Origin of the sequence: Streptomyces sp. NPDC091289 (assembly GCF_044757365.1) — a bacterium.
In the GTDB taxonomy this organism is placed as follows: domain Bacteria; phylum Actinomycetota; class Actinomycetes; order Streptomycetales; family Streptomycetaceae; genus Streptomyces.
This window is the reverse complement of record NZ_JBIVUT010000041.1, coordinates 11,454-30,615: the sequence shown is the minus strand read 5'-3', so window position 1 is coordinate 30,615 and position 19,162 is coordinate 11,454. Positions and strand designations below refer to the sequence as shown.

The window sequence follows — 19,162 nt, the reverse complement described above, 5'->3', positions numbered from 1 at the left end:
ATCTGTCCCACGTGACTTCGCCTGCCTACCCGGACACCGCCTCGCCGCAGCTCAGCGCGGGGCCGCGGCCTGCCCCGGGCCCCGCCGCCGACGAGGGGCTCTCACGGCGGCTGCGCGCGCTCGCGTGCACGGCGCCGCTGCACGACCTCGACGTCCGCAAGGCGAATCTGGCCGGCGAGTACACGGTGTACGCCATGGCGGAGGTCGCCCTCGCCGCGATCGACCACGTCACGCTCAACATGGACTTCGACACCGGGGCCGACCACGACCAGATAGTGGCCAGACTGCTTCCCCGGGTCGGCGCCCAGGCCCCCGAGCGCCCCGTCGCCGAGCACGAACGGGTCGCCCGCTGGGTCCTGGAGAACCTGATCAACGTCGGCAGCGTCGACCGCGGCTTCCGCGCGGTCTACGGCACGTTCAACCCCGACGGGGTCTACGTCCGCCGGGACTACGACTTCAAGCTCATCGAAGAGGTCCCGGGCTACGGCGGCACGGTCTACCTCCGCGCCACCGACGAAGCGGTCAACGTCCTGGTCGGCGCGCTGGACACCGATGTCACCAGCGCCCAGATCGCCGCCGAGGTCAAGCTGGAGGTCCTCATCAGCCGGGGCCGCCTCGCGGACGCCCAGCTCGCCGCCGAACAGGCCCGCTACCGCACCGTGCAGTACGCCGAGACCCTGCGCCGCACCCTGGAGGCCACCCGGCGCAACGTCCGCGCCGTCGACTGGCTCCACACCGTCCCGGACATGATCGCCGAGGCCCTCGACCACGTGGCCGACCGCTACCGCCACGAGAACGCGATCCTCACCAACATCCGCAAGGCCCGCGACGAGGCCGAGGAGCCCGAGCACAAGCGCCGGGCCGCCGAGCTCGTCGACATCGTCAAGGACTGCATCCGCCGCCACACCCAGCTCCAGTCCCGGCTCCTGGAGGCGGGCCCCCTCTTCCGCGCGGAGCAGGACCGGCAGGCGTTCGCCCCGCCCACCGCCCACGCGGGCCTCGATCTGTACGGGCAGCTCCTCGCCCCGCTCCTCCCGCTCCCCGTCGAACAGTCCACCCGGGCCACCGACGCCTTCTTCGCCCACGGCACCGGACTGCGCACCCCCACGTCCGTACGGGTCGGGGACCTGGTCGACATGCTGCTCACCCCGCCCCTGGAGCGCGAGCACCTGGGCGCGGAGATGCCCGAGCCCGACCTGATCGCCACCCCGGACGACAGCCGGTTCAGCGAGGAGCAGCTCGCCCGCGCCATGACCCTGCTCGACCTGGAGCACGACGCCCCGCGCCGGCTCTCCGGACTGCTCGCCGAGGCCCGCCGCACCGGCGACACCGACCTGCCGTATCTGGTCGCCCTGCTCGCCGTCCACGCCGCCAGCCCGCCGGTCGGCACCGCCTACCGCCAGGGCGAGCGCCGCCTGCTGTTCGCCGTGGACGACGGGGCCGAGCTGGAGGACCCGGAGTTCGGCGGCGCCGACCTGATCGTGGGCACCGCCCTGCTGGACGCCGTCGGCATGGCCGCCGACCGCAAGGAGGCCTCATGACCGGCCCCATGTCGGCTGTCATGACCGGCCCCGCCGCCTCCGTCATGAACAGTCCCGCGCCCCCTGCCACGGCCGGCCCCGCCCTCCCTCCGCACCCGCACCACTTCCGTACCGAGGAGTCCCAGCCGTGAGCGACCACGACGCCGAGCACCCCGACGCGTGGACCGAGCCCTCCGCGTACGCAGGTCCCTCCACGACACACGCGGGCGACCACGCGCACCCGCACCCGGGCGCCGCCGAGCCCGCCGGCCAGACACCCGTCACCCCGGCCGACGCCGCCGACGCCGCCCGCCTGGTCTCCTTCGGGCTCCAGCCCAAGCTGCTGCCCGCCCGCGACGCCGAATACGCCGACCTGCTGCGGCGCTACCGCGAGGAGAGCGCCTTCGCCCGGCTCGCCGACGCCGTCGCCACCGGCCTCGGCCTCATCGTCCTGGAGGTCTCCCCGCGCGCCGGGATGGCCGTCACCGCCGGCGAGGACTCCGTCTTCGCCGTCCGCATGGGCGACTACGCCCGCCGCGCCTCCTCCGACGCCGCCGACCGTTTCCTCCACGGCCTCGCCCACCTCGCCGTCGCCGCCCTGGCCTTCCCCCGCCCCGAGGACCTCGCCGACGACGCCTACATCGGCCGCATCACGGTCAACGGCGTCGACGCCTTCGTACGGCAGGCCTGCCGCCGACTGGAGGAGCGCGCCGAGGAACAGGGCGACAACACCGACCCGGCCAGCGACGCCCCCGGACTCGAGGCCGGCTGGCGGATCTACGCCCGCCGCAGCGCCACCGGAGCCACCAAGGACGCCCGCCGGCTCGCCGGATCCACCACCGGCATCATCGGCAAGGCCGTCGCCTTCCTCACCGACTCCGGCTTCCTCCAGCGCACCGGCGACGACGCGGGCGGCGCCTACCGCACCACCGCCCGCTACCAACTGCAGGTCCGCGACATGGCGGGCAGCGCCGCCATGGCCGAACTGCTGGAGCTCGGCGTCGTCCCCGTCACCGACGGCTCCGCCACCCTGCTGCCGCCGCCCGACCCCGACAGCGTGGAGCTGGCCGCCGACGCGGGCCTGCCCTTCCACTCCTGACCCGACCGACCGTCCCCGCCCAGCCCGCACACCCCCGCCGCTCCACCCCCGCTCACCGAACGACGAGAGTCCGCCGCCATGTACGAGTTGTCCCGGGTCCGCCTCTACTCCATCGGGCCTGCCGGTGCGCGCTACGCCGACACCGTCCTCGACCTGCGCGGCGTCGGAGCGCCCGTCCCCAACCCCGCGCCCGCCCAGGCGGAGTTCTTCGAGGACGAGCCGGTCGGCCCGCCCCGCCGCCCCGCTCCGGCGGGCGTCCTCTTCCTGGAGAACGGCGGCGGCAAGTCCGTCCTGCTCAAGCTGATCTTCTCGGTGATGCTCCCCGGTCACCGCAACACCCTCGGCGGCGCCAGCTCCGGCGTGCTGCGCAAGTTCCTCCTCGCCGACGACTGCGGGCATGTCGCCCTGGAGTGGCAGCACACCCTCACCGGTGAGTGCGTCGTCGTCGGCAAGGTCAGCGAGTGGCGCGGCCGCCAGGTCTCCAACGACCCCCGCAAGTTCGCCGAGGCCTGGTATTCGTTCCGCCCCGGCCCCGGGCTCAGCCTGGACAGCCTGCCCGTCGCCGAGTCCTCCGCCGTCGGCCGCCCCGCCGAAGGCGTCTCCGGGGCACGCGGCAGGCGGCGCACCATGAAGGGCTTCCGCGACGCGCTGATGGACGCGGGCAAGTTCTACGCACACCTCGACGTGCACTGGGAAGAGATCCACGACCGCTGGAACGAACACCTCGGCGACCTCGGCCTCGACCCCGAACTCTTCCGCTACCAGCGCGAGATGAACGCCGACGAGGGCGAGGCCGCCGGGCTCTTCGCGGTGAAGAAGGACTCCGACTTCACCGACCTGCTGCTCCGCGCCGTCACCGACACCCGCGACACCGACGGACTCGCCGACCTGGTCAGCGGCTTCGGCAACAAGCTGGGCCGCCGCGCCGAGCTGACCGCCGAACGCGACTTCACCGCGGGCTCCGTGGACCTCCTCGGCCGGATCGTCGATGCCACCGACAGCCGCGCCCGCGCCCGCGACATCCACGCCGGCGCCGAACGCCGCACCCGCACCCTCGCCCGCCGCCTGACCGCCCGGGCCGCCGAGGAGCGCGGCCGCACCACCGAGCTGGCCGAACGCGTCACCGCCGCCGCCCACACCGTCACCGAAGCCGACGCCACCAGTGGCCGCCGCGCCCAGATCGCCGCCGAACTCGCCTACCGGCATGCCTCGCTGGCCCTGACCGCCGCCGAGAAGAGCGCCGCCGCCGGACGCAAGGAGCTGGTCGAGGCCCGCACCCTGCACGCCGCCTGGCAGGCCGCCGAAGCCGTCCTGCGCCACCGTGCCGCCGCCGACCGCTCCGCCAGGGTCGCCGTCGCCATCCGCGAGGCCGAACGCGACGCCGCCCCGGCCCTCGCCGCCCGCAGCGCCGCCGCCACCGACCTCGTCCGCGCCCTGCACAAGGCCGCCGAGGAGGGCGAACGCGTCGCCAACGAGGAGGAGGAGCGCTCCGACACCCTCCAGGCCACCGGCGAACGCGCCCACCGCGACGCCACGGTCGCCGCGACCGAGGCCCAGCGCGCCCGCAGCGAGGCCGGACATCTGCGCCAGCGCCTCGCCGAGGTCGGCCAGGAGACCGCCGAGGCCGTCCGGGCCGGCTGGCTCGACGACACCGCGCCCGACGCCGACCCCGCCCGCGCCGCCCTCGCCGCCAACGACGCCGAACAGTCCGCCGTCGCCGCGTGGGACACCGCCCGCGAAGCCGCCCGGAGCGCCGCCGACACCGCCCGCGAGGCCGCCGCCGCCGAGAGCCGCGCCGACCTGGCCGCCGCCCGCGCCGCCGACGGAGCCAGGGCGGCCGAGCAGAGTTACGAGGACGAGCTCCGCGCCGCCGCCTCCATCGCCGCCGACCCCCGCCTCGGCGACCTGCTGGGCCTGCCCTCCGGCACCGGCGTCCCGCACCCCCGCCGGGAAACCGCCGACGAGGCATCGGCACCCGCGCAGAGCGCCACCACGCGCACCACCGGCCCGGGGAGCAGCGACGACGGCACGGCCGTCGCCGCCGCCACCGGCGAACCGGCCGCCGACCGCGCCGTGGCCCTCGCCGACCAGCCCGCCACCGCCCAGCAGCCCTTGACCGCCGAGGAGTTCGACCGCAGCGCCGACGAGCTGCGCGAGCTCCTCGACCAGTCCGTCGCCGCCGCCGAGCGCCGCCTCTTCGACCTGCGCACCGCCGCCGCCGACGACGCCCGCATCCTCGGCGCGCTCGGCGAGGGCGGACTGCTGCCGCCCGGACCCGACGTCCTCGCCACCGTCGAATATCTCGGCGAGCACGGCATCCCCGCCCTGCCCGGCTGGCGCTACCTCGCCCAGGCCGTGGACCCGGCCGACCACGCCGCTGTCCTCGCCGCCCGCCCCGAGCTCGTCGACGGCGTCGTCATCACCGACCCCGACGCCCACAGCCGCGCCCGCGAGGTCCTCGGCGGCGCGGCCCTGCTGCCCCGCTCGACCGTGGCCGTCGGCACCGCCGCCGCCCTCCTCGCCCCCGTCCCCGACCCCGCCACCGGCTCCGACGCGCAGAACGACGGCGTCTTCCTCGTCCCGCCGAACCCGGCCATGCACGACGAACACGCCGCCGACGAGGAACGCCACGCGCTGCGCAGCCGCGCCGCCGCCCGCGACGAGGACATCAGGACCCTCGCCGCCCGCCTCTCCGGCGACCGCGCGCTGGCCGCCCGCATCGGCTCCTGGCGCGCCGACTGCCCGCCCGGCATGCTCGCCGAGCTGGCCGAGGCCGCCGCCGGTGCCCGTACGGCCGCCGAGAGCGCCGAAGCCGTCCTCGCCGAGGCCCGCACCGCCCGCGCCGAGGCCGACGAGGCCGCCGCCGACACCGCCCGGGTCCGCGACGAGCGCCAGGAAGCCGCCCAGCGGGCCCGCCGCGCCGCCGACGCCCTGGCCGGCCTCGCCCACCGGCTGCGCGAGCGGGCCGGCTGGCAGGCCCGGCTGCGCGAACTGGTCGACGAGGCCGCCGAGTCCGAGGCCCGCGCCGCCGTCTGCCTCGACCTCGCCCGCGCCGCCGACGAGGACCGCAGGGCCGCCCAGCGCGCCGGGGACGACGCCCGGCGCACCGCCCGCGCGCTGCGCGCCGAGCGCGCCGAGATCGCCGGCGTCCCCGAAGTCCTCCCCGAGCCCGACGAGACCCGGGCCCGCACCGCCCTGCCCACCCTGCGCGAGGCCTACCGGGCCGCCTCCCAGCTGTACGAGAAGGTCGGCGTCGGCGCCGACCTGCGCGCCGAACAGGCCCGCGCCGAGAGCGACGAGAGCGCCGCCCGCGCCGAGCTGGACCGCCTCACCAACAAGGTCCGCACCCGCGCCGCCCAGCTCCTGGAGGGCACCGACGGAGCCGACGGCCCCTCCCGCCAGGCCGCCGCCGCCCGCGCCGAAGCGCACGTCCAGCTCCTGGAGACCCGCGCCTCCACCGCCAGCGAGCACCTGGGACGGCTGCGCGGCGAGGCCGAGCGGCTCGCCCCCGACGACGAGCGGCAGCACCACACCGAACTCCCCGACGACCTGATCCCGGCCGACGCCGAAGGCGCCCAGGCCCTCCTGCGTACCGCCACCGCCGAACTGGCCGCCGCCAGCGCCGCCCTGGACACGGCCCGCGCCGCCCACGGCGAGCTGCTGCACGCCCACCGCACCGCCGAGGACTCCGCCGGCGGCTTCGACGAGACCGCCGCCCTGCTCCGGGACCTCCTGCGCGACCACGGCACGGAGGACGGAACCGAGGACCCCGACCCGTACCCCGGCACCCTGGAGGAGGCCCGGCAGTCCGCCGCCGAGTCCCGCCGCTCCCTGCGCGGCTGCAACGCCGACCTCTCGGCGGCCGAGAGCGCCGTCCGCGAAGCGAGCGACATCCTCGTCCGGCACGCCAACTCCACCCGCTACGAACAGGTCCGCACCCCCGCCCGCCAGCAGATCCGCGAGCTGCCCGCCTCCGCCCTGCCCGAGCACGCCCAGAAGTGGGCCGACGCCTTCGCCCCCCGGCTGCGCGTCCTCACCGACGAACTGATCCAGCTGGAGCGCAACCGCGACTCCATCGTCGACCGGCTGCGCGGCCTGGTCGACTCCGCGCTCACCACCCTGCGCTCCGCCCAGCGGCTCTCCCAGCTCCCCGAGGGCCTGGGGGAGTGGTCGGGTCAGGAATTCCTCCGGATCCGCTTCGAGGAACCCGACCAGGCCACCCTCACCGAACGCCTGGGCGAGGTCGTCGACGAGGCCACCCACGCCGCCCTCAAGAAGAACTCCGACCTCCGCCGGGACGGCATGTCCCTGCTGCTGAGGGGCGTCGAGGCGGCGCTGGAGCCCAAGGGCATCGCGGTGGAGATCCTGAAGCCGGACGCCGTGCTGCGCGCCGAGCGCGTCCCGGTCGGGCAGATGGGCGACGTCTTCTCCGGCGGCCAGCTGCTCACCGCCGCCATCGCCCTCTACTGCACGATGGCGGCCCTGCGCAGCAACGATCGGGGCCGTGACCGCCACCGGCACGCGGGCACCCTGTTCCTCGACAACCCGATCGGCCGCGCCAACGCCACGTATCTGCTGGAGCTCCAGCGGGCGGTGTCGGACGCGCTGGGCGTACAACTGCTGTACACGACGGGCCTGTTCGACACGACCGCGCTCGCCGAATTCCCCCTCGTCATCCGGCTGCGCAACGACGCCGACCTGAGGGCGGGGCTGAAGTACATCAGCGTGGAGGAGCATCTGCGCCCCGGCCTGCCGCAGCAGGACCCGGACGGTGAGACGGTCCACGGCGAGATCACGGCGACCCGCATGTTCAAACGGAGCGAGCAGCAGACCGCCACCGAGGCGCCGGGCCCGCAGCCCGACGCGTAACCGGGGCCCCGCAGCAGGACCGGCCGACGGGCCGGGCCCGGGAGACGGGCCGGGCCCGGCCGGCGGCTCGGGGCCGGGATGCGGGTCAGGCCCGGGAGAGGCCGCCGGCGCTCCGGCGGCCGGCTATGGCCCCGCCGGTGCCGTCCCGCTCGGCCGCCCGCTCCGCCCGGCGGGACCGGCGCCGCTCACGACGTATCTGCCGTGCCGAGCTGCTCGGCACGGACACCACGCCGTTGCGCTGGTTCCACACCTGCCGGGTCACCCAGACGTCGAGCACCGACCAGGTGGCGACCACCGTGCTGGCCACACTGCTGAGCACCATCGGGAAGGCCAGCCAGGACCCGGTCAAGGTGCTCAGAAAGGCGACCATCGCCTGGATGATCGTCAGCGACATGATGAGAACGGCGCGCACGGCGGCCGTCCGCACCGCATCGGGCATCCGCCGCTTCGAGGCCGGCTCCTCCACCCACAACTGCCGCGGGATCCGTGCCCCGTCCGCGGCTTCCGTACGCGCGGCCGCCGGTACTCCGGCGCTCCCGCGTTCCTGCGTGCTCAAGGTCCTTCAACTCCCCACCACTGTCCGACTTCAGGGTGGCTGCCCGGCTTGCGCCGGTTCTACGCGGGCGGAACACGTCCGTCCTGCCGCGCACGACCCCACCGTGCGTCTACCCCGTACATATGGACGAACCACCCGTCCCGAAGATTCCCGGGAAAAGTGCCAGCACGGCACAGAAGGTCACGGACCGAAGAATTCCAGCCAACTGATACGTGCCGGTACCGCCTCGTCAGGCCGGTATCCTCTGTCGCTTTCGCGAATTTCATCTCCGGGAATACCGGGACAACTCATGATCAAGCCCAGTGTGGACGGCTGAAAATCATCCGGACGTGTCTTCGAGTTGTCTCTGTGTCAGTAGTAGGCTCGCGCCGTTTATTGACGGAGAAGACCACCCCCGCGGTGCGGGGCCGATCTGGGGGAGGCCATGCGCTTTCGCGGGAAGTCCATCCGCAGGAAGATCGTGGCGTTGCTGCTGGTGCCGCTCGTCTCCCTCACGGGCCTCTGGGTCTTCGCCACCTACATCACCGGCCGTGAGGCCGGCGAGCTGATGGCCGCCGGATCCATGCTGGAGAAGGTCGCCCACCCGCTGGACGACGCCGTCCGGGCCGTACAGGCCGAGCGACGGCAGACTCTGGTCTTCCTCGCCGACCCCCGGGCATCCGACGCGCTTCCCGTCCTCATGGGCCAACGCGCCATCACCGACCGCATCGTGGGCGAGGTCAGGGAGAACGCCCGGGCGCAGGACGTCCGGGAAGCGCTGAGCTCCGCCGACAGCAGCCGCCTGGACGCGATCCTCAGCGCCGTCGACGGACTGGACGCCCTGCGCGACTCGGTCGAGAAGCGCACCATCAGCCGGGCGAAGGCGCTGGACTTCTACAACGGCCTCGTCGACCCCTCGTACCGCTTCCTCAACGGACTCCACACCCTGGAGAACGTGTCGATGGACAAGCAGATGCGGGCGCTGGTCGGGGTCGCCCGGGCCCGGGAGATGCTCTCGCGAGAGGACGCGCTGATCGCCTCGGGCCTCGTCGCCGGCCGCTTCACCTCCTCCGAACTGCACCAGATATCCGGCCTCGTGGCCCAGCGCGAGCTGCTCTACGACGTCAGCCTGGAGAACCTCCCCGCTTTCGAGCGCCGACGGGTCGAGCAGTTCTGGGGCAGCCCCGACACCGAACCGCTGCGCACCGCCGAGGACACCCTGATCGCCGCCGGAGCGACGAAACGCCCCGGCGCCGTTGACGCCGACCGCTGGGAGGAGGCGGCCGTGCCCGTCCTCGACCGGCTGGCGGGCGACACCACGGAGATGGGCAACCGCTTCCGGGACCGCGCCGAACCGGCCGCCTACCGGGTCCTCGCCCAGGCCGGGATCGCCGGCGTCCTCGGCTTCCTGGCCCTGATCGTCTCGGTCTTCGTCTCCGTGCGCATCGGCCGTGAACTCGTCCGGGACCTCTCCCGGCTGCGCAAGGACGCCCACGAGGTCTCCGGCGTCCGGCTGCCGAGCGTCATGCGCCGCCTGGCCGCGGGCGAGCAGGTGGACGTCGAGACCGAAGCCCCGCACCTCAGTTACGAGCCCGACGAGATCGGCCAGGTCGGCCAGGCGCTCAACACGCTGCAACGGGCCGCCGTCGAGGCCGCGGTCAAGCAGGCGGACATGCGGCGCGGCGTCTCCGAGGTCTTCGTCAATCTCGCCCGCCGCAACCAGGTCCTCCTGCACCGCCAGCTCACACTGCTGGACGCGATGGAGCGTCGTACCGAGAACAGTGACGAACTGGCCGACCTGTTCCGCCTCGACCACCTCACCACCCGCATGCGGCGGCACGCCGAGGGCCTCGTGATCCTCTCCGGCGCCGCACCCTCCCGCCAGTGGCGCAAGCCCATCCAGCTGATGGACGTGGTGCGGGCCGCCGTCGCCGAGGTCGAGGACTACGAACGCATCGAGGTCCGGCGCCTCGCCCGGATCGGCGTGGGCGGGCCCGCCGTCGCCGACCTCACCCACCTGATCGCCGAACTCCTGGAGAACGCCACCGTTTTTTCACCCCCGCACACCGCGGTCCAGGTGCACGGCGAACGCGTCTCCAACGGCTTCACGCTCGAAATCCACGACCGGGGCCTCGGCATGCCCCCCGAAGTCCTCCTCGACGCCAACCTGCGGCTCGCCGAGACTCCCGACTTCGAGCTCTCCGACACCGACCGTCTGGGCCTCTTCGTCGTCAGCCGGCTCGCCCAGCGCCAGAACGTCCGGGTCTCCCTGCAGAAATCGCCGTACGGAGGCACCACCGCGGTCGTGTTCATCCCCGCGGCCCTGCTCACCGACGCCCCCGACACCCACGGCACCGGGTTCCGCCTCGACCGCCGGGCCGAGCGGGCGATCGGCAGCGGCCGGAGCCCGGATGCGGCGCAGGGCGCGCAGAAGACGACCTCGGGCGGGGAACGCCGCGTCAACGGCAGGTCCGCGGTCCTGTCGCCGGTGCCCACCGGGCTCACCGGACCGGTCGCCCTGGACGGGCCGGTCGAGCTGGAGGCCCCGGTCGGCCCACTGGACTTCGCCGGTGACCCGCTGGACCGTTCGCCGGATCCGGCCCTCGACCCGGCTCTCGGCCCCGTCCTGGACGGCGTGTCCGATCTGGAGGACACCGAGAGCGAGCGCGGCGGCATCTTCCGCGCCCGGGACCTACGCCGCGAGGGCGACCACGAGCCCCGCGGCGACGAGCCCGGCGGCCCGCGCCGGGACACCGACCGGGACCAGCACCAGCAGGCCCGCGACCACGGCGACGAGCCCACGGCGGAGGTCCGCCCGATGCGCTCCGTCGGCCCCGTCCCGCTGCCCCGCCGCACCCCGCCGACGCTGGTCACCGACCGGGGCCGCCGGGTCGACGTACCGGGCGACGACCCGGCCGTGCCCCCCGCGAGGGCCACCGGCCCGGTCCCGCACACCGTCGACCGGGCCCCCGACCCGGCCGGCAGCCCCCGTACCGCCGACGCGCCCTGGACGACGCGAGCCGCCGCGCAGCGCACGACAGCGGCGACCCGCGCCACGGAACCCCCCAGCACCCCGGAGCCGGCCGGCCCGCCCGCGCCCGACACCGTGGGCGGACTGCCCCGGCGGGTCCGGCAGGCCAGCCTCGCCCGCCAGCTCCGGGAGGAGGCCGCGGAGCGGACGCCGCCCCGGACGCCCGTGGACACGTTCGACGACGCCGAGCGCGACGCGGACGAGGTGCGCGACCGCATGGCCTCGCTCCAGCGCGGCTGGCAGCGCGGCCGCCGGCAGAACGCCGAACCCACCGAAACCACAGCGCACGCCGAAACCACAGAACACGCCGAGAACACCGACACCACCGAGATCACCGACATCACTGACAACACCGAGGACACCGGCGGCCCCGGTGGCACAGCACCAGGAACCACTCCGGGAGGGGACGGTCGATGACCGCACCGAACGCCGCAGCACACAACCCCGCACGCCACGGCTCGGGCGAACTGAACTGGCTGCTCGACGAACTCGTCCAGCGCGTCGCCAGCATCCGCAAGGCGCTGGTCCTCTCCAGCGACGGTCTCGCCACCGGCGCGTCGGCGGACCTGACCCGCGAGGACAGCGAGCATCTCGCCGCCGTCGCCTCCGGGTTCCACAGCCTCGCCAAGGGCGTGGGCCACCACTTCGACGCGGGCCGGGTGCGCCAGACGGTCGTCGAACTGGATGAGGCGTTCCTCTTCGTCACCGCCGCCGGCGACGGAAGCTGCCTCGCCGTTCTGGCGGAGGCCGATTCCGACGTGGGCCAGGTCGCGTACGAGATGACCCTGATGGTCAAGCGCGTGGGGGCCCATCTGGCCAACGCCCCACGGACGACCGGTCTGCCCGCCGGAGGGTGAGTGTGGCGGGCATGAGCGCTGACTCCCCCCGGGGCACCGGCCCCGGATCCCCGGACGGGACCGTCGACCCCCAGGCCTCGCGGTGGTACGACGCGGAGGCGGGACCGGTGGTCCGCCCGTACGCGATGACCCGGGGGCGTACGAGCAGCGCCTCCCGTCATCGCCTCGACCTGATCGCGCTCGTCGTACCGGAACCGGCCGCCGACGATCCCGGCCGGGACCAGACGCTCGCCCCCGAACACGTGGCGATCGTCGAACTCTGCAGCGACATGCCCCAGTCGATCGCCGAGCTCGCCGCCGAACTCGACCTCCCCGTAGGGGTGGTACGGGTCCTGGTCGGCGATCTCGTCGAGGACGAGCTGGTGCACGTCACCCGTCCCGTTCCGCCGGCCGAGCTGCCGGACGTGAACATTCTTCGCGAGGTAATCAATGGCCTTCGGGCGCTCTAGCCGCGTCAAGCAGCGGCCCGTCGAGCCCGTCACCCTGAAGATCCTGGTGGCGGGAGGGTTCGGCGTCGGCAAGACCACCGCGGTCGGCGCGGTCAGCGAGATCAGGCCGCTGCGCACCGAGGAACGCCTCAGCGAGGCCGGCCGTCCGGTGGACGATCTGGGAGGGGTCGAGTCCAAGACCACCACCACGGTCGCGATGGACTTCGGCCGGATCACGCTGCGGGAGGACCTGGTCCTCTATCTGTTCGGCACGCCCGGCCAGGACCGCTTCTGGTTCCTGTGGGACGAACTGGCCCAGGGCTCCCTGGGCGCGGTCGTCCTCGCCGACACCCGGCGTCTTGAGGACTGCTTCGCCGCGGTCGACTACTTCGAGCGCAGGCGGATCCCCTTCACCGTCGCGGTCAACACGTTCGAGGGCACCGAGCGGTTCCCCACGGAGACCGTGCGGGCCGCCCTCGACCTCGACCCCGAGGTCCCGGTGCTCGTCTGCGACGCGCGGGACCGGTCCTCCGTGCGCGATGTCCTGGTCGCGGTCGTGGAACACGCCCTGGAGCGCGCCGCACGGGCCCGCGAACCCGTCGCGACCTGAGCCCAGGGCCCGACGCGGTACGCGTACGGCCCGTACCCCCGCCGACAGGGGTACGGGCCGCACACTGTCCGGCGCGCCGGGCCCCGAGTGTTCTGCGGTGGTGACGTCCAGTCAAGTCACGCGCAGAGAAAACCTATTGAGGCCACGCCCGCTCAGCGGACCGCCACCACCGCCGATCCGTGCCCGAACAGCCCCTGGTTCGCGGTGATGCCGACCAGCGCGCCCGGCACCTGACGCTCCCCGGCCCGCCCCCGCAACTGCCGCGTCAGCTCGCATACTTGCGCGATGGCCTGGGCGGGGACCGCCTCGCCGAACGAGGCCAGGCCGCCGCTCGCGTTCACCGGAACCCGGCCGCCCAGCGCGGTCGCCCCCGTACGCAGGAGCTTCGCCCCCTCGCCCGGACCGCACAGCCCGATGTCCTCGTACCACTCCAGCTCCAGGGCCGTGGACAGGTCGTAGACCTCGGCCAGCGAGAGATCCTCCGGCCCGATCCCCGCCTCCTCGTACGCGTTACGCGCGATCGAGGCCCGGAAGCTCTCGGGGGAGGGATCCACGGCCACCGCCGAGTCCGTGCCGATGTCGGGCAGGTCCAGGACGGTCCTCGGGAAGGTCGGCGCCACGGTGGAGACGGCCCGGATCCGCACCGGATCGGCCACCCCGCGCCGCCGGGCGAACTCCATGCTGCACAGCACCAGGGCGGCCGCCCCGTCGGACGTGGCGCAGATGTCCAGCAGCCGCAGCGGATCGGCGACCATCGCGGACGCGGCGACCTCCTCGGCGGTCACCGGCCTGCGGTAGCGGGCGTACGCGTTCAGCGCCCCCGCCGCCGCGTTCTTCACCTTGACCAGCGCGAAGTCCTCCCGCGTGTCCCCGTACAGCGCCATGCGGCGGCGGGCGTACAGCCCGAAGTACGCGGGGTTCGTCGCCCCGAGCACCCGGAAGCGCAGCCAGTCCGGGTCGTCCGGCCGCTCCCCGCCCGCCGGGGCGAAGAACCCCTTGGGCGCCGCGTCGGCCCCGACCACCAGGACCACGTCCGCCAGCCCCGCCAGGATCTGCGCCCGCGCCGTGTCGATGGCCTGCGCCCCGGAGGCGCACGCGGCGTACACGGACGCCACCCGCGCCCCCTGCCACCCGAGCGCCCGGGCGAACGTCGCCCCCGCCACGTACCCCGGATAGCCCCCGCGCACCGTCTGCGCGCCGACCACCGACCGGACCTCGGGCCAGCCGATGCCCGCGTCGGCGAGGGCGGCCTGCGCGGCGATCCGCCCGTACGTGACGAAGCCGAGCCCCCACTTGCCCCACGGATGCATCCCGGCCCCGAGGACGGCCACGTCGCCGCTCATGAGGCGTCCCCGCCCGCCGGTACGGGCCGCCAGTGCCACGTCGTGTGTACGGTGCCCGTCGCCCGGTCCTCGTCCAGGACGCCCGGCACCACCTCCACCACCGAGCCGACGGGGAGATCGCCCACGCCCACCCCGGGCACGGCCTGCCCCAGCACCACCATGCGCTCGGCGGCCAGCTCGACGGCGACCAGCGTGTACGGCTCCCAGGGCGTCTCGGGGTCGCTGACGTACGGGGGAGGCGGCCGGTAGCGCCCGTCGGTGCAGGACCACACCGTGCCCCGCTTCGACAGCGGCACCTCCTCCAACGCGCCCCCGGGGCAGGCCGGGTTGCGGCAGTGGTCGTCCTCGCGGGGGAAGTGGACCGACCGGCAGCCGGAGCAACGGGTGCCCAGCAGCCGGAAGTCCTCCTGTGCGGTGTCCTCGGTGAACCAACCGGCCACCACGGGTGTGCGCGTGCGCGACAAAGCCCCTCCCGGCACTGGATCTGACGGAACGTCAGAAGTGTGCCACGGACACTCTTCCCCGGCGAGGGGTCCGGCCCGCCGGCCTCTCCTCAGTCCCGCCCGTCCTCCCCGTTCTCCGCAAGCCACTTCGCCGCGGTCTCCGCCAGCTCCGCGTCCCGGCCCGCGAGCATCGTCCGGATCATCTGCGCGTCCCCGCGCAGCGACCACACCGGATGCCCGAACGTGGCCGGGTTGTTCTTCTCGATCAGGAAGTGGGCCGGCCACGCCGTGCCGTACCCGATCAGCGGCAGGGCCGCCAGGTAGCGCTTCCGGCCCCGCGCCAGCCCGTAGGCGGAGATCGCGAGCCCGGTCAGCGTGCCGGTCAGATGGACCCAGCGGGTGGCGGCTCGGGAGTGCATCGCGACGTAGTACGGCCAGAATTCCTCGTACGAATCGAACGTCTGCTGTGACATACGGGCACCGTAGTCGCCCGATCGGCAACCGAACACGCCCCTTTCGCGTCCGAAATGAAGAACGGGCGGCCGGAGCCCACGGGGGTGGTCCCGGTCGCCCGTTCTCCTCAGGACCTGCCCACCGACCGGCGGTGCACCGGGAAGTCGAAATAGGTGTCCGGGAACGGCTCGGGCTTGAACGTGAAGTGCCACCACTCCTCCGGCAGGTTCACGAACCCCACCTCGGTCAACGTCCGCTTCAGGAACTGCCGGTTGGCGCGCTGGAGCCCCTGGATCCGGGGATCGTCCGTGTGCGACAAGGTGTCGAAGCAGTCGTAACCCGTGCCCATGTCCACCGAGTTGTCGGGGAATCGCTCACCCTTCGGCGCGAAGCAGGGGGACAGCGGCTCGCCGGGACGGTACGGCCGGGTCGGCGGAGCCGGCAGCCGGACCAGCGTCAGATCCACCGTACTGCCCCGGCTGTGGCCGGACTTCTCCGCGATGTAACCGTCCTCGAACAGCCGCTCCTTGTCGACCAGCGGAAAGAACTCGTCCTTCATCACCTGGTCGTCGAGATCCTTCGCCCAGCGCACGAAGTGGTCCACTGCCCGCTGCGGCCGGTAACAGTCGTACACCTTCAGCGAATACCCCTGGCGCAACAGCCGCTTCTGCGCCAGGTGCAGGGCCCGGGCGGCGGGCCGGGTCAGGATGCAGACCGGCTGCCGGTAGCCGTCCACCCGCTCACCCATGAACGTGTGCGCCGTGGTGTAACGCATCTCCTGGATGATCGTCGGGTCCACCGAGCGCAGCGCCACGAACTCCTCGGGAGCTCGCGGTTCGGGGCGCGCCTGCGCCGCGGGGGAGAGGGCGGTGACGGCGAGGAGGGCGGCGGCCGTGGCGGCCAGGGCACGGAGAGCGGTACGCATTCCTGTCATGGGCACACCGTCTATCAGCTCGGGCACCCTGCGGGAAAGGACGCGGGCGGTCCGATGCGGTCCGCCCGTGTCCGAACCCGGCGACAGCCCTTCCCCGACCGCCCCGCAGCCACCCCGGTACGTAGCCTGGGAGCAGGGGCTTCACCCCGATCCCGAAGCGGTGGGCGGTCGAGCGAACCTACGGCTGGCTCATGCTCCACCGCCGCCTGGCCCGCGACTACGAAACCCTGCCCACGCGCTCCGAAGCCGTCATCCACATGGCCATGACCGACCTCATGGCCCGACGCCTCACCAGCGAGAACATCATCTCCTGGCGTGACCCGAAGACGAACACAGAGCATGCCATCTGTGCGCCGGCTTCGCGCAGGGCCGCGGCGCTCTGGCGGGCGACACCGTTCGGGGCGATCATCACCGTGCCCCGGCGGGCCCGCGCCAGCGCGAGGAGCGCATGCTGGTGATGACTGCCCGGCCGGTAGGCACAGGGCTCGCAACACCAACGCCCGGTGGTGCCGGGCGTGTTCAGCACGAGCGGATTTGAGGCGGTGCCGTTCGTGCCCTCCAGGGCGCGGAGGCGGACGCGCCGGCGGCGGCGGGTGATGTGGACGGCCTGGTCGCGTTCGCGTTCACGCTCCGCGAGTGGGCGGCGGCCGGCGCCGACGAGGCCGTCGTGGCACAGGTGAGGAGCGCGGTCCCGGGCTGGATCACCGAGCACGCGTTCCGGCGCGACGATCCGCCCGTCCACTCCCGCCCCGCCGAACTGGCCGTGCCCACCGTCCTGATGGTCGGAGACCTCGATCGCCCGCCGATCATCGCCTGCAACGAGCAGATGGCCGCCGGATCCCCGCCTGCCGCCTCATCCGCATGCTCGGCGTCGACGACCTCCCGCCCCTGCGCGCCCCGACCCTGGTCACCGACACCGCCCTGGCCCACTTCGGCAGCGACGTGCGCTGACGGCGGGGCTTGGCGCCTTCTCCCTCGACGTGCTGACGTGCCGACTTGCTCGCGTTGGGTAATCTGCCGGGTCACCGGGTCACCGGGTCACCGGGTCAGCCGGAGAAGCCCGGCACCACCAGACCGGACTCGTACGCGATCACCACCGCGTGGGTCCGGTTCTGCGCGCCGAGCTTGGTCAGCACGTTCCCGACGTGCGTCTTCACCGTCTCCAGGCTCACCGTGAGCGACCGTGCGATCTCCGGGTTGGACAGCCCGGTGGCCATCAACCGCAGCGCCTCCTCCTCCCGCCCCGTCAGGGCCGCCCTCGGCAACGCCTCGGCGGAGCCCAGCGGGCGGGCGGCGACCATCCGGCGCAGTGCCGCCGGGAAGAGGATCGTCTCTCCCGCCGCCACCACCCGTACCGCCTCCGCGATCTGCTGGACCGGAAGCCGTTTGAGCACGAACCCACTGGCCCCCGCGCTGAGCGCGGCGGTGACGTAGCCGTCGTTCTCGAAGGTGGTGATCACCACGACCTTCGGCGGTTCGGCCGAACCGGCCGAATCGGCAAGGAGCTGCCGGGTGGCCTCCAGCCCGTTGAGACGCGGCATCCGCACATCCATCAGCACCACGTCCGGCCGCAGCAGCCGCACCTGCTCGACCGCCTCGACGCCGTCGGCGGCCTCCCCGACCACCGTGATCCCCGGCCGTGCCGCGAGCAACATGCGCAGGCCGCTGCGGGTCACCTCGTCGTCGTCCGCGATCAGGAGAGTGACGGCTTCGCTCGTGTCGGAGCCGGTCATGCCGAGAACCGCACCGGCAGCCGGACTGCCAACCGCCAGTGCTGCGGCCCGTCCGGGCCGGCCTCGATCTCACCGTGCAGCAGCCGCACCCGCTCGGCCAGCCCGGGCAGGCCGTGGCCGGACGTAGGGAAGACACCGGGCCCGGTGCCCGTTCCCGCTCCCGCGCCCGCCCCTGACCTGGTCCGGTTGACCACACTGAGCTCCAGTCCATCCGCCGCGGCCGCCGCCCGGACCTCGATCGGACCGCCCGCCCCGTGCCGCAACGCGTTCGTCAATCCCTCCTGCAGGATTCGGTACGCCGCGCGGGAGAGCGTCCCCTGGACCTGCGCCAACTCGCCCGACAGCTCCGGCTCCACCACCGCGCCCGCGTGCCGCAACCGGTCCAGCAGCTCGGGCAGGTCGGCCAAGGTCCGGGTCGGTGCTGTCTGCGCCTTCTCCTCGCGCAGCACGCCCAGCACGTAGTCCAGGTCCTCCAACGCGCCCCGGGCCGACTCCTCGATGCTGCGCAGGGCAGCCCGCGCAGCCGTCGGATCAGCGGAGAGCACCTCGCCCGCCACTGCCGCCTGGATCGTGGTCGCCGTCAGCGTGTGCCCGATCGAGTCGTGCAACTCGTGGGCCAGCCGGTTACGTTCGGCCAGCCGCAGCTCCCGCTCGGCCGCCAGCGCGAGCCGCTCGGCCGACGACGGCCCCAACAGCCTCGGCGCCAACCACCGCAGGGCGCTCGTCACCAGCACGCACACGGCCGCCGCCAGCAGCACGCAGCCGAGCGCTGCCGCCCACCTCTGCCAGCCGGACTCCGGCCGCACCGACCAGCCGAACAGACTCAGCTCCGCCTCGGCACGGAACCGGCCCACCGGGAGAGTCAGGCCCGCGATGACCAGCACGCCGCTCGTCAGCGCCCCCGCCCACCCCAGCGCCACGTGCAGCAGCAGCCAGAGCGGAGTCCGCAGGCGATCGACGCCGGACGGCGTGGCGGGGCCCGAGACGGCTGGAGCCGACGCGGCCACGGGATCCGGCAACGGCACCCTCAGCAGTCGACGGGCGAACGCGATCAGCGCCCGCCGCGTGGTGCGGGCCAGCCCGACCATGCCTATCAGCGCTGCCCAGACCAGCAGGGTCAGAACCATCTGCATTCCATAGGGAGCGGATGGCCGGGCCAGCGCCGGCAGCATCGCGAAAGGCAGCAGTGGAAGGCTCGCCATCGCGCCGCAGTAGGCGAACAGCACGCCCGAATACGTTGAGCCGCGCAGCAGCGGCCGGATTCCCTTGATCATGATTCGGCCAGTATGACCGGGCGGCTCACCGGG

Annotated in this window: 15 protein-coding genes and 1 pseudogene; 9 read left to right on the top strand and 7 right to left on the bottom strand. The window is 73.7% G+C overall.

The window, feature by feature from the left end; all coding sequences use genetic code 11:
• Positions 1-11 precede the first annotated feature (11 nt).
• From ACIQPT_RS36355 to ACIQPT_RS36340, 4 genes are all read left to right on the top strand, one after another.
• Complete coding sequence (locus ACIQPT_RS36355) at positions 12-1,541, top strand: hypothetical protein (RefSeq protein ID WP_401162463.1); 1,530 nt, start codon at positions 12-14, stop codon at positions 1,539-1,541.
• Entirely contained in the window at positions 1,538-1,672 is a 135-nt protein-coding gene (locus ACIQPT_RS36350) for a hypothetical protein (RefSeq protein WP_401162462.1), read from the top strand. The genes ACIQPT_RS36355 and ACIQPT_RS36350 overlap by 4 nt, the downstream gene beginning before the upstream one ends.
• Entirely contained in the window at positions 1,669-2,619 is a 951-nt protein-coding gene (locus ACIQPT_RS36345) for a hypothetical protein (protein ID WP_401162460.1), read from the top strand. Before ACIQPT_RS36350 ends, ACIQPT_RS36345 begins: the two co-directional genes overlap by 4 nt.
• A gap of 78 nt (positions 2,620-2,697) precedes the next feature.
• Positions 2,698-7,488: a hypothetical protein gene (locus tag ACIQPT_RS36340; RefSeq protein ID WP_401162458.1), complete on the top strand. Its 4,791-nt coding sequence runs from the start codon at positions 2,698-2,700 to the stop codon at positions 7,486-7,488.
• Positions 7,489-7,573: 85 nt separating this feature from the next.
• Here the strand turns inward: ACIQPT_RS36340 and ACIQPT_RS36335 are convergent, their stop codons facing one another.
• Positions 7,574-7,927, bottom strand: coding sequence for a hypothetical protein (locus tag ACIQPT_RS36335; RefSeq protein WP_401162475.1), 354 nt, complete (start codon positions 7,925-7,927; stop codon positions 7,574-7,576).
• Positions 7,928-8,468: 541 nt separating this feature from the next.
• Between ACIQPT_RS36335 and ACIQPT_RS36330 the strand changes: the two genes are divergently transcribed.
• The 4 genes from ACIQPT_RS36330 to ACIQPT_RS36315 are packed head-to-tail and all read left to right on the top strand — an operon-like array spanning position 8,469 to position 12,949.
• Positions 8,469-11,471, top strand: coding sequence for a nitrate- and nitrite sensing domain-containing protein (locus ACIQPT_RS36330; RefSeq protein ID WP_401162456.1), 3,003 nt, complete (start codon positions 8,469-8,471; stop codon positions 11,469-11,471).
• Positions 11,468-11,911 carry a roadblock/LC7 domain-containing protein gene (locus ACIQPT_RS36325; RefSeq protein ID WP_007446101.1) on the top strand — a complete coding sequence of 148 codons (444 nt, stop codon included), beginning with the start codon at positions 11,468-11,470 and terminating at the stop codon, positions 11,909-11,911. The genes ACIQPT_RS36330 and ACIQPT_RS36325 overlap by 4 nt, the downstream gene beginning before the upstream one ends.
• Positions 11,912-11,922: 11 nt before the next feature.
• Positions 11,923-12,360: a DUF742 domain-containing protein gene (locus tag ACIQPT_RS36320; RefSeq protein WP_359150821.1), complete on the top strand. Its 438-nt coding sequence runs from the start codon at positions 11,923-11,925 to the stop codon at positions 12,358-12,360.
• On the top strand, positions 12,341-12,949 hold the full coding sequence (locus ACIQPT_RS36315) for a GTP-binding protein (protein WP_401162453.1): 609 nt from the start codon (positions 12,341-12,343) through the stop codon (positions 12,947-12,949). The genes ACIQPT_RS36320 and ACIQPT_RS36315 overlap by 20 nt, the downstream gene beginning before the upstream one ends.
• A gap of 152 nt (positions 12,950-13,101) precedes the next feature.
• Here ACIQPT_RS36315 and ACIQPT_RS36310 read toward each other — a convergent pair whose 3' ends face one another.
• The 4 genes from ACIQPT_RS36310 to ACIQPT_RS36295 all read right to left on the bottom strand — a co-directional run bounded on the left by ACIQPT_RS36310 (position 13,102) and on the right by ACIQPT_RS36295 (position 16,113).
• Positions 13,102-14,292 carry a lipid-transfer protein gene (locus ACIQPT_RS36310; protein ID WP_401162452.1) on the bottom strand — a complete coding sequence of 397 codons (1,191 nt, stop codon included), beginning with the start codon at positions 14,290-14,292 and terminating at the stop codon, positions 13,102-13,104.
• Complete coding sequence (locus ACIQPT_RS36305; protein WP_401162450.1) at positions 14,289-14,756, bottom strand: Zn-ribbon domain-containing OB-fold protein; 468 nt, start codon at positions 14,754-14,756, stop codon at positions 14,289-14,291. Before ACIQPT_RS36305 ends, ACIQPT_RS36310 begins: the two co-directional genes overlap by 4 nt.
• Positions 14,757-14,845: 89 nt before the next feature.
• A complete protein-coding gene (locus ACIQPT_RS36300) occupies positions 14,846-15,208 on the bottom strand; it encodes an Mpo1-like protein (protein WP_401162448.1) in 363 nt (120 codons plus the stop codon).
• A 107-nt stretch (positions 15,209-15,315) separates the two neighbouring features.
• Positions 15,316-16,113 carry a M15 family metallopeptidase gene (locus ACIQPT_RS36295; RefSeq protein WP_401162473.1) on the bottom strand — a complete coding sequence of 266 codons (798 nt, stop codon included), beginning with the start codon at positions 16,111-16,113 and terminating at the stop codon, positions 15,316-15,318.
• Positions 16,114-16,247: 134 nt separating this feature from the next.
• Between ACIQPT_RS36295 and ACIQPT_RS36290 the strand changes: the two are divergent.
• Positions 16,248-16,460: pseudogene (locus tag ACIQPT_RS36290) on the top strand (transposase); the annotation flags it as partial.
• Between the two features lie 708 nt (positions 16,461-17,168).
• Here ACIQPT_RS36290 and ACIQPT_RS36285 read toward each other — a convergent pair.
• Positions 17,169-17,855, bottom strand: a complete 687-nt coding sequence (locus ACIQPT_RS36285; protein ID WP_401162446.1) for a response regulator — start codon at positions 17,853-17,855, stop codon at positions 17,169-17,171.
• The gene (locus tag ACIQPT_RS36280; RefSeq protein WP_401162444.1) at positions 17,852-19,129 is read right to left on the bottom strand and encodes a sensor histidine kinase; all 1,278 of its coding nucleotides are present in this window, start codon (positions 19,127-19,129) and stop codon (positions 17,852-17,854) included. The genes ACIQPT_RS36285 and ACIQPT_RS36280 overlap by 4 nt, the downstream gene beginning before the upstream one ends.
• Positions 19,130-19,162 lie beyond the last annotated feature (33 nt).

Excerpts from the sequence above, each read along its gene's own strand:
- ACIQPT_RS36350 (WP_401162462.1), top strand. The coding sequence starts at position 1,538 with ATGACCGGCCCCATGTCGGCTGTCATGACCGGCCCCGCCGCCTCCGTC.
- ACIQPT_RS36340 (WP_401162458.1), top strand. The coding sequence starts at position 2,698 with ATGTACGAGTTGTCCCGGGTCCGCCTCTACTCCATCGGGCCTGCCGGT.
- ACIQPT_RS36335 (WP_401162475.1), bottom strand. The coding sequence starts at position 7,927 with ATGCCCGATGCGGTGCGGACGGCCGCCGTGCGCGCCGTTCTCATCATG.
- ACIQPT_RS36330 (WP_401162456.1), top strand. The coding sequence starts at position 8,469 with ATGCGCTTTCGCGGGAAGTCCATCCGCAGGAAGATCGTGGCGTTGCTG.
- ACIQPT_RS36325 (WP_007446101.1), top strand. The coding sequence starts at position 11,468 with ATGACCGCACCGAACGCCGCAGCACACAACCCCGCACGCCACGGCTCG.
- ACIQPT_RS36320 (WP_359150821.1), top strand. The coding sequence starts at position 11,923 with ATGAGCGCTGACTCCCCCCGGGGCACCGGCCCCGGATCCCCGGACGGG.
- ACIQPT_RS36315 (WP_401162453.1), top strand. The coding sequence starts at position 12,341 with ATGGCCTTCGGGCGCTCTAGCCGCGTCAAGCAGCGGCCCGTCGAGCCC.
- ACIQPT_RS36310 (WP_401162452.1), bottom strand. The coding sequence starts at position 14,292 with ATGAGCGGCGACGTGGCCGTCCTCGGGGCCGGGATGCATCCGTGGGGC.
- ACIQPT_RS36300 (WP_401162448.1), bottom strand. The coding sequence starts at position 15,208 with ATGTCACAGCAGACGTTCGATTCGTACGAGGAATTCTGGCCGTACTAC.
- ACIQPT_RS36295 (WP_401162473.1), bottom strand. The coding sequence starts at position 16,113 with ATGCGTACCGCTCTCCGTGCCCTGGCCGCCACGGCCGCCGCCCTCCTC.
- ACIQPT_RS36285 (WP_401162446.1), bottom strand. The coding sequence starts at position 17,855 with ATGACCGGCTCCGACACGAGCGAAGCCGTCACTCTCCTGATCGCGGAC.
- ACIQPT_RS36280 (WP_401162444.1), bottom strand. The coding sequence starts at position 19,129 with ATGATCAAGGGAATCCGGCCGCTGCTGCGCGGCTCAACGTATTCGGGC.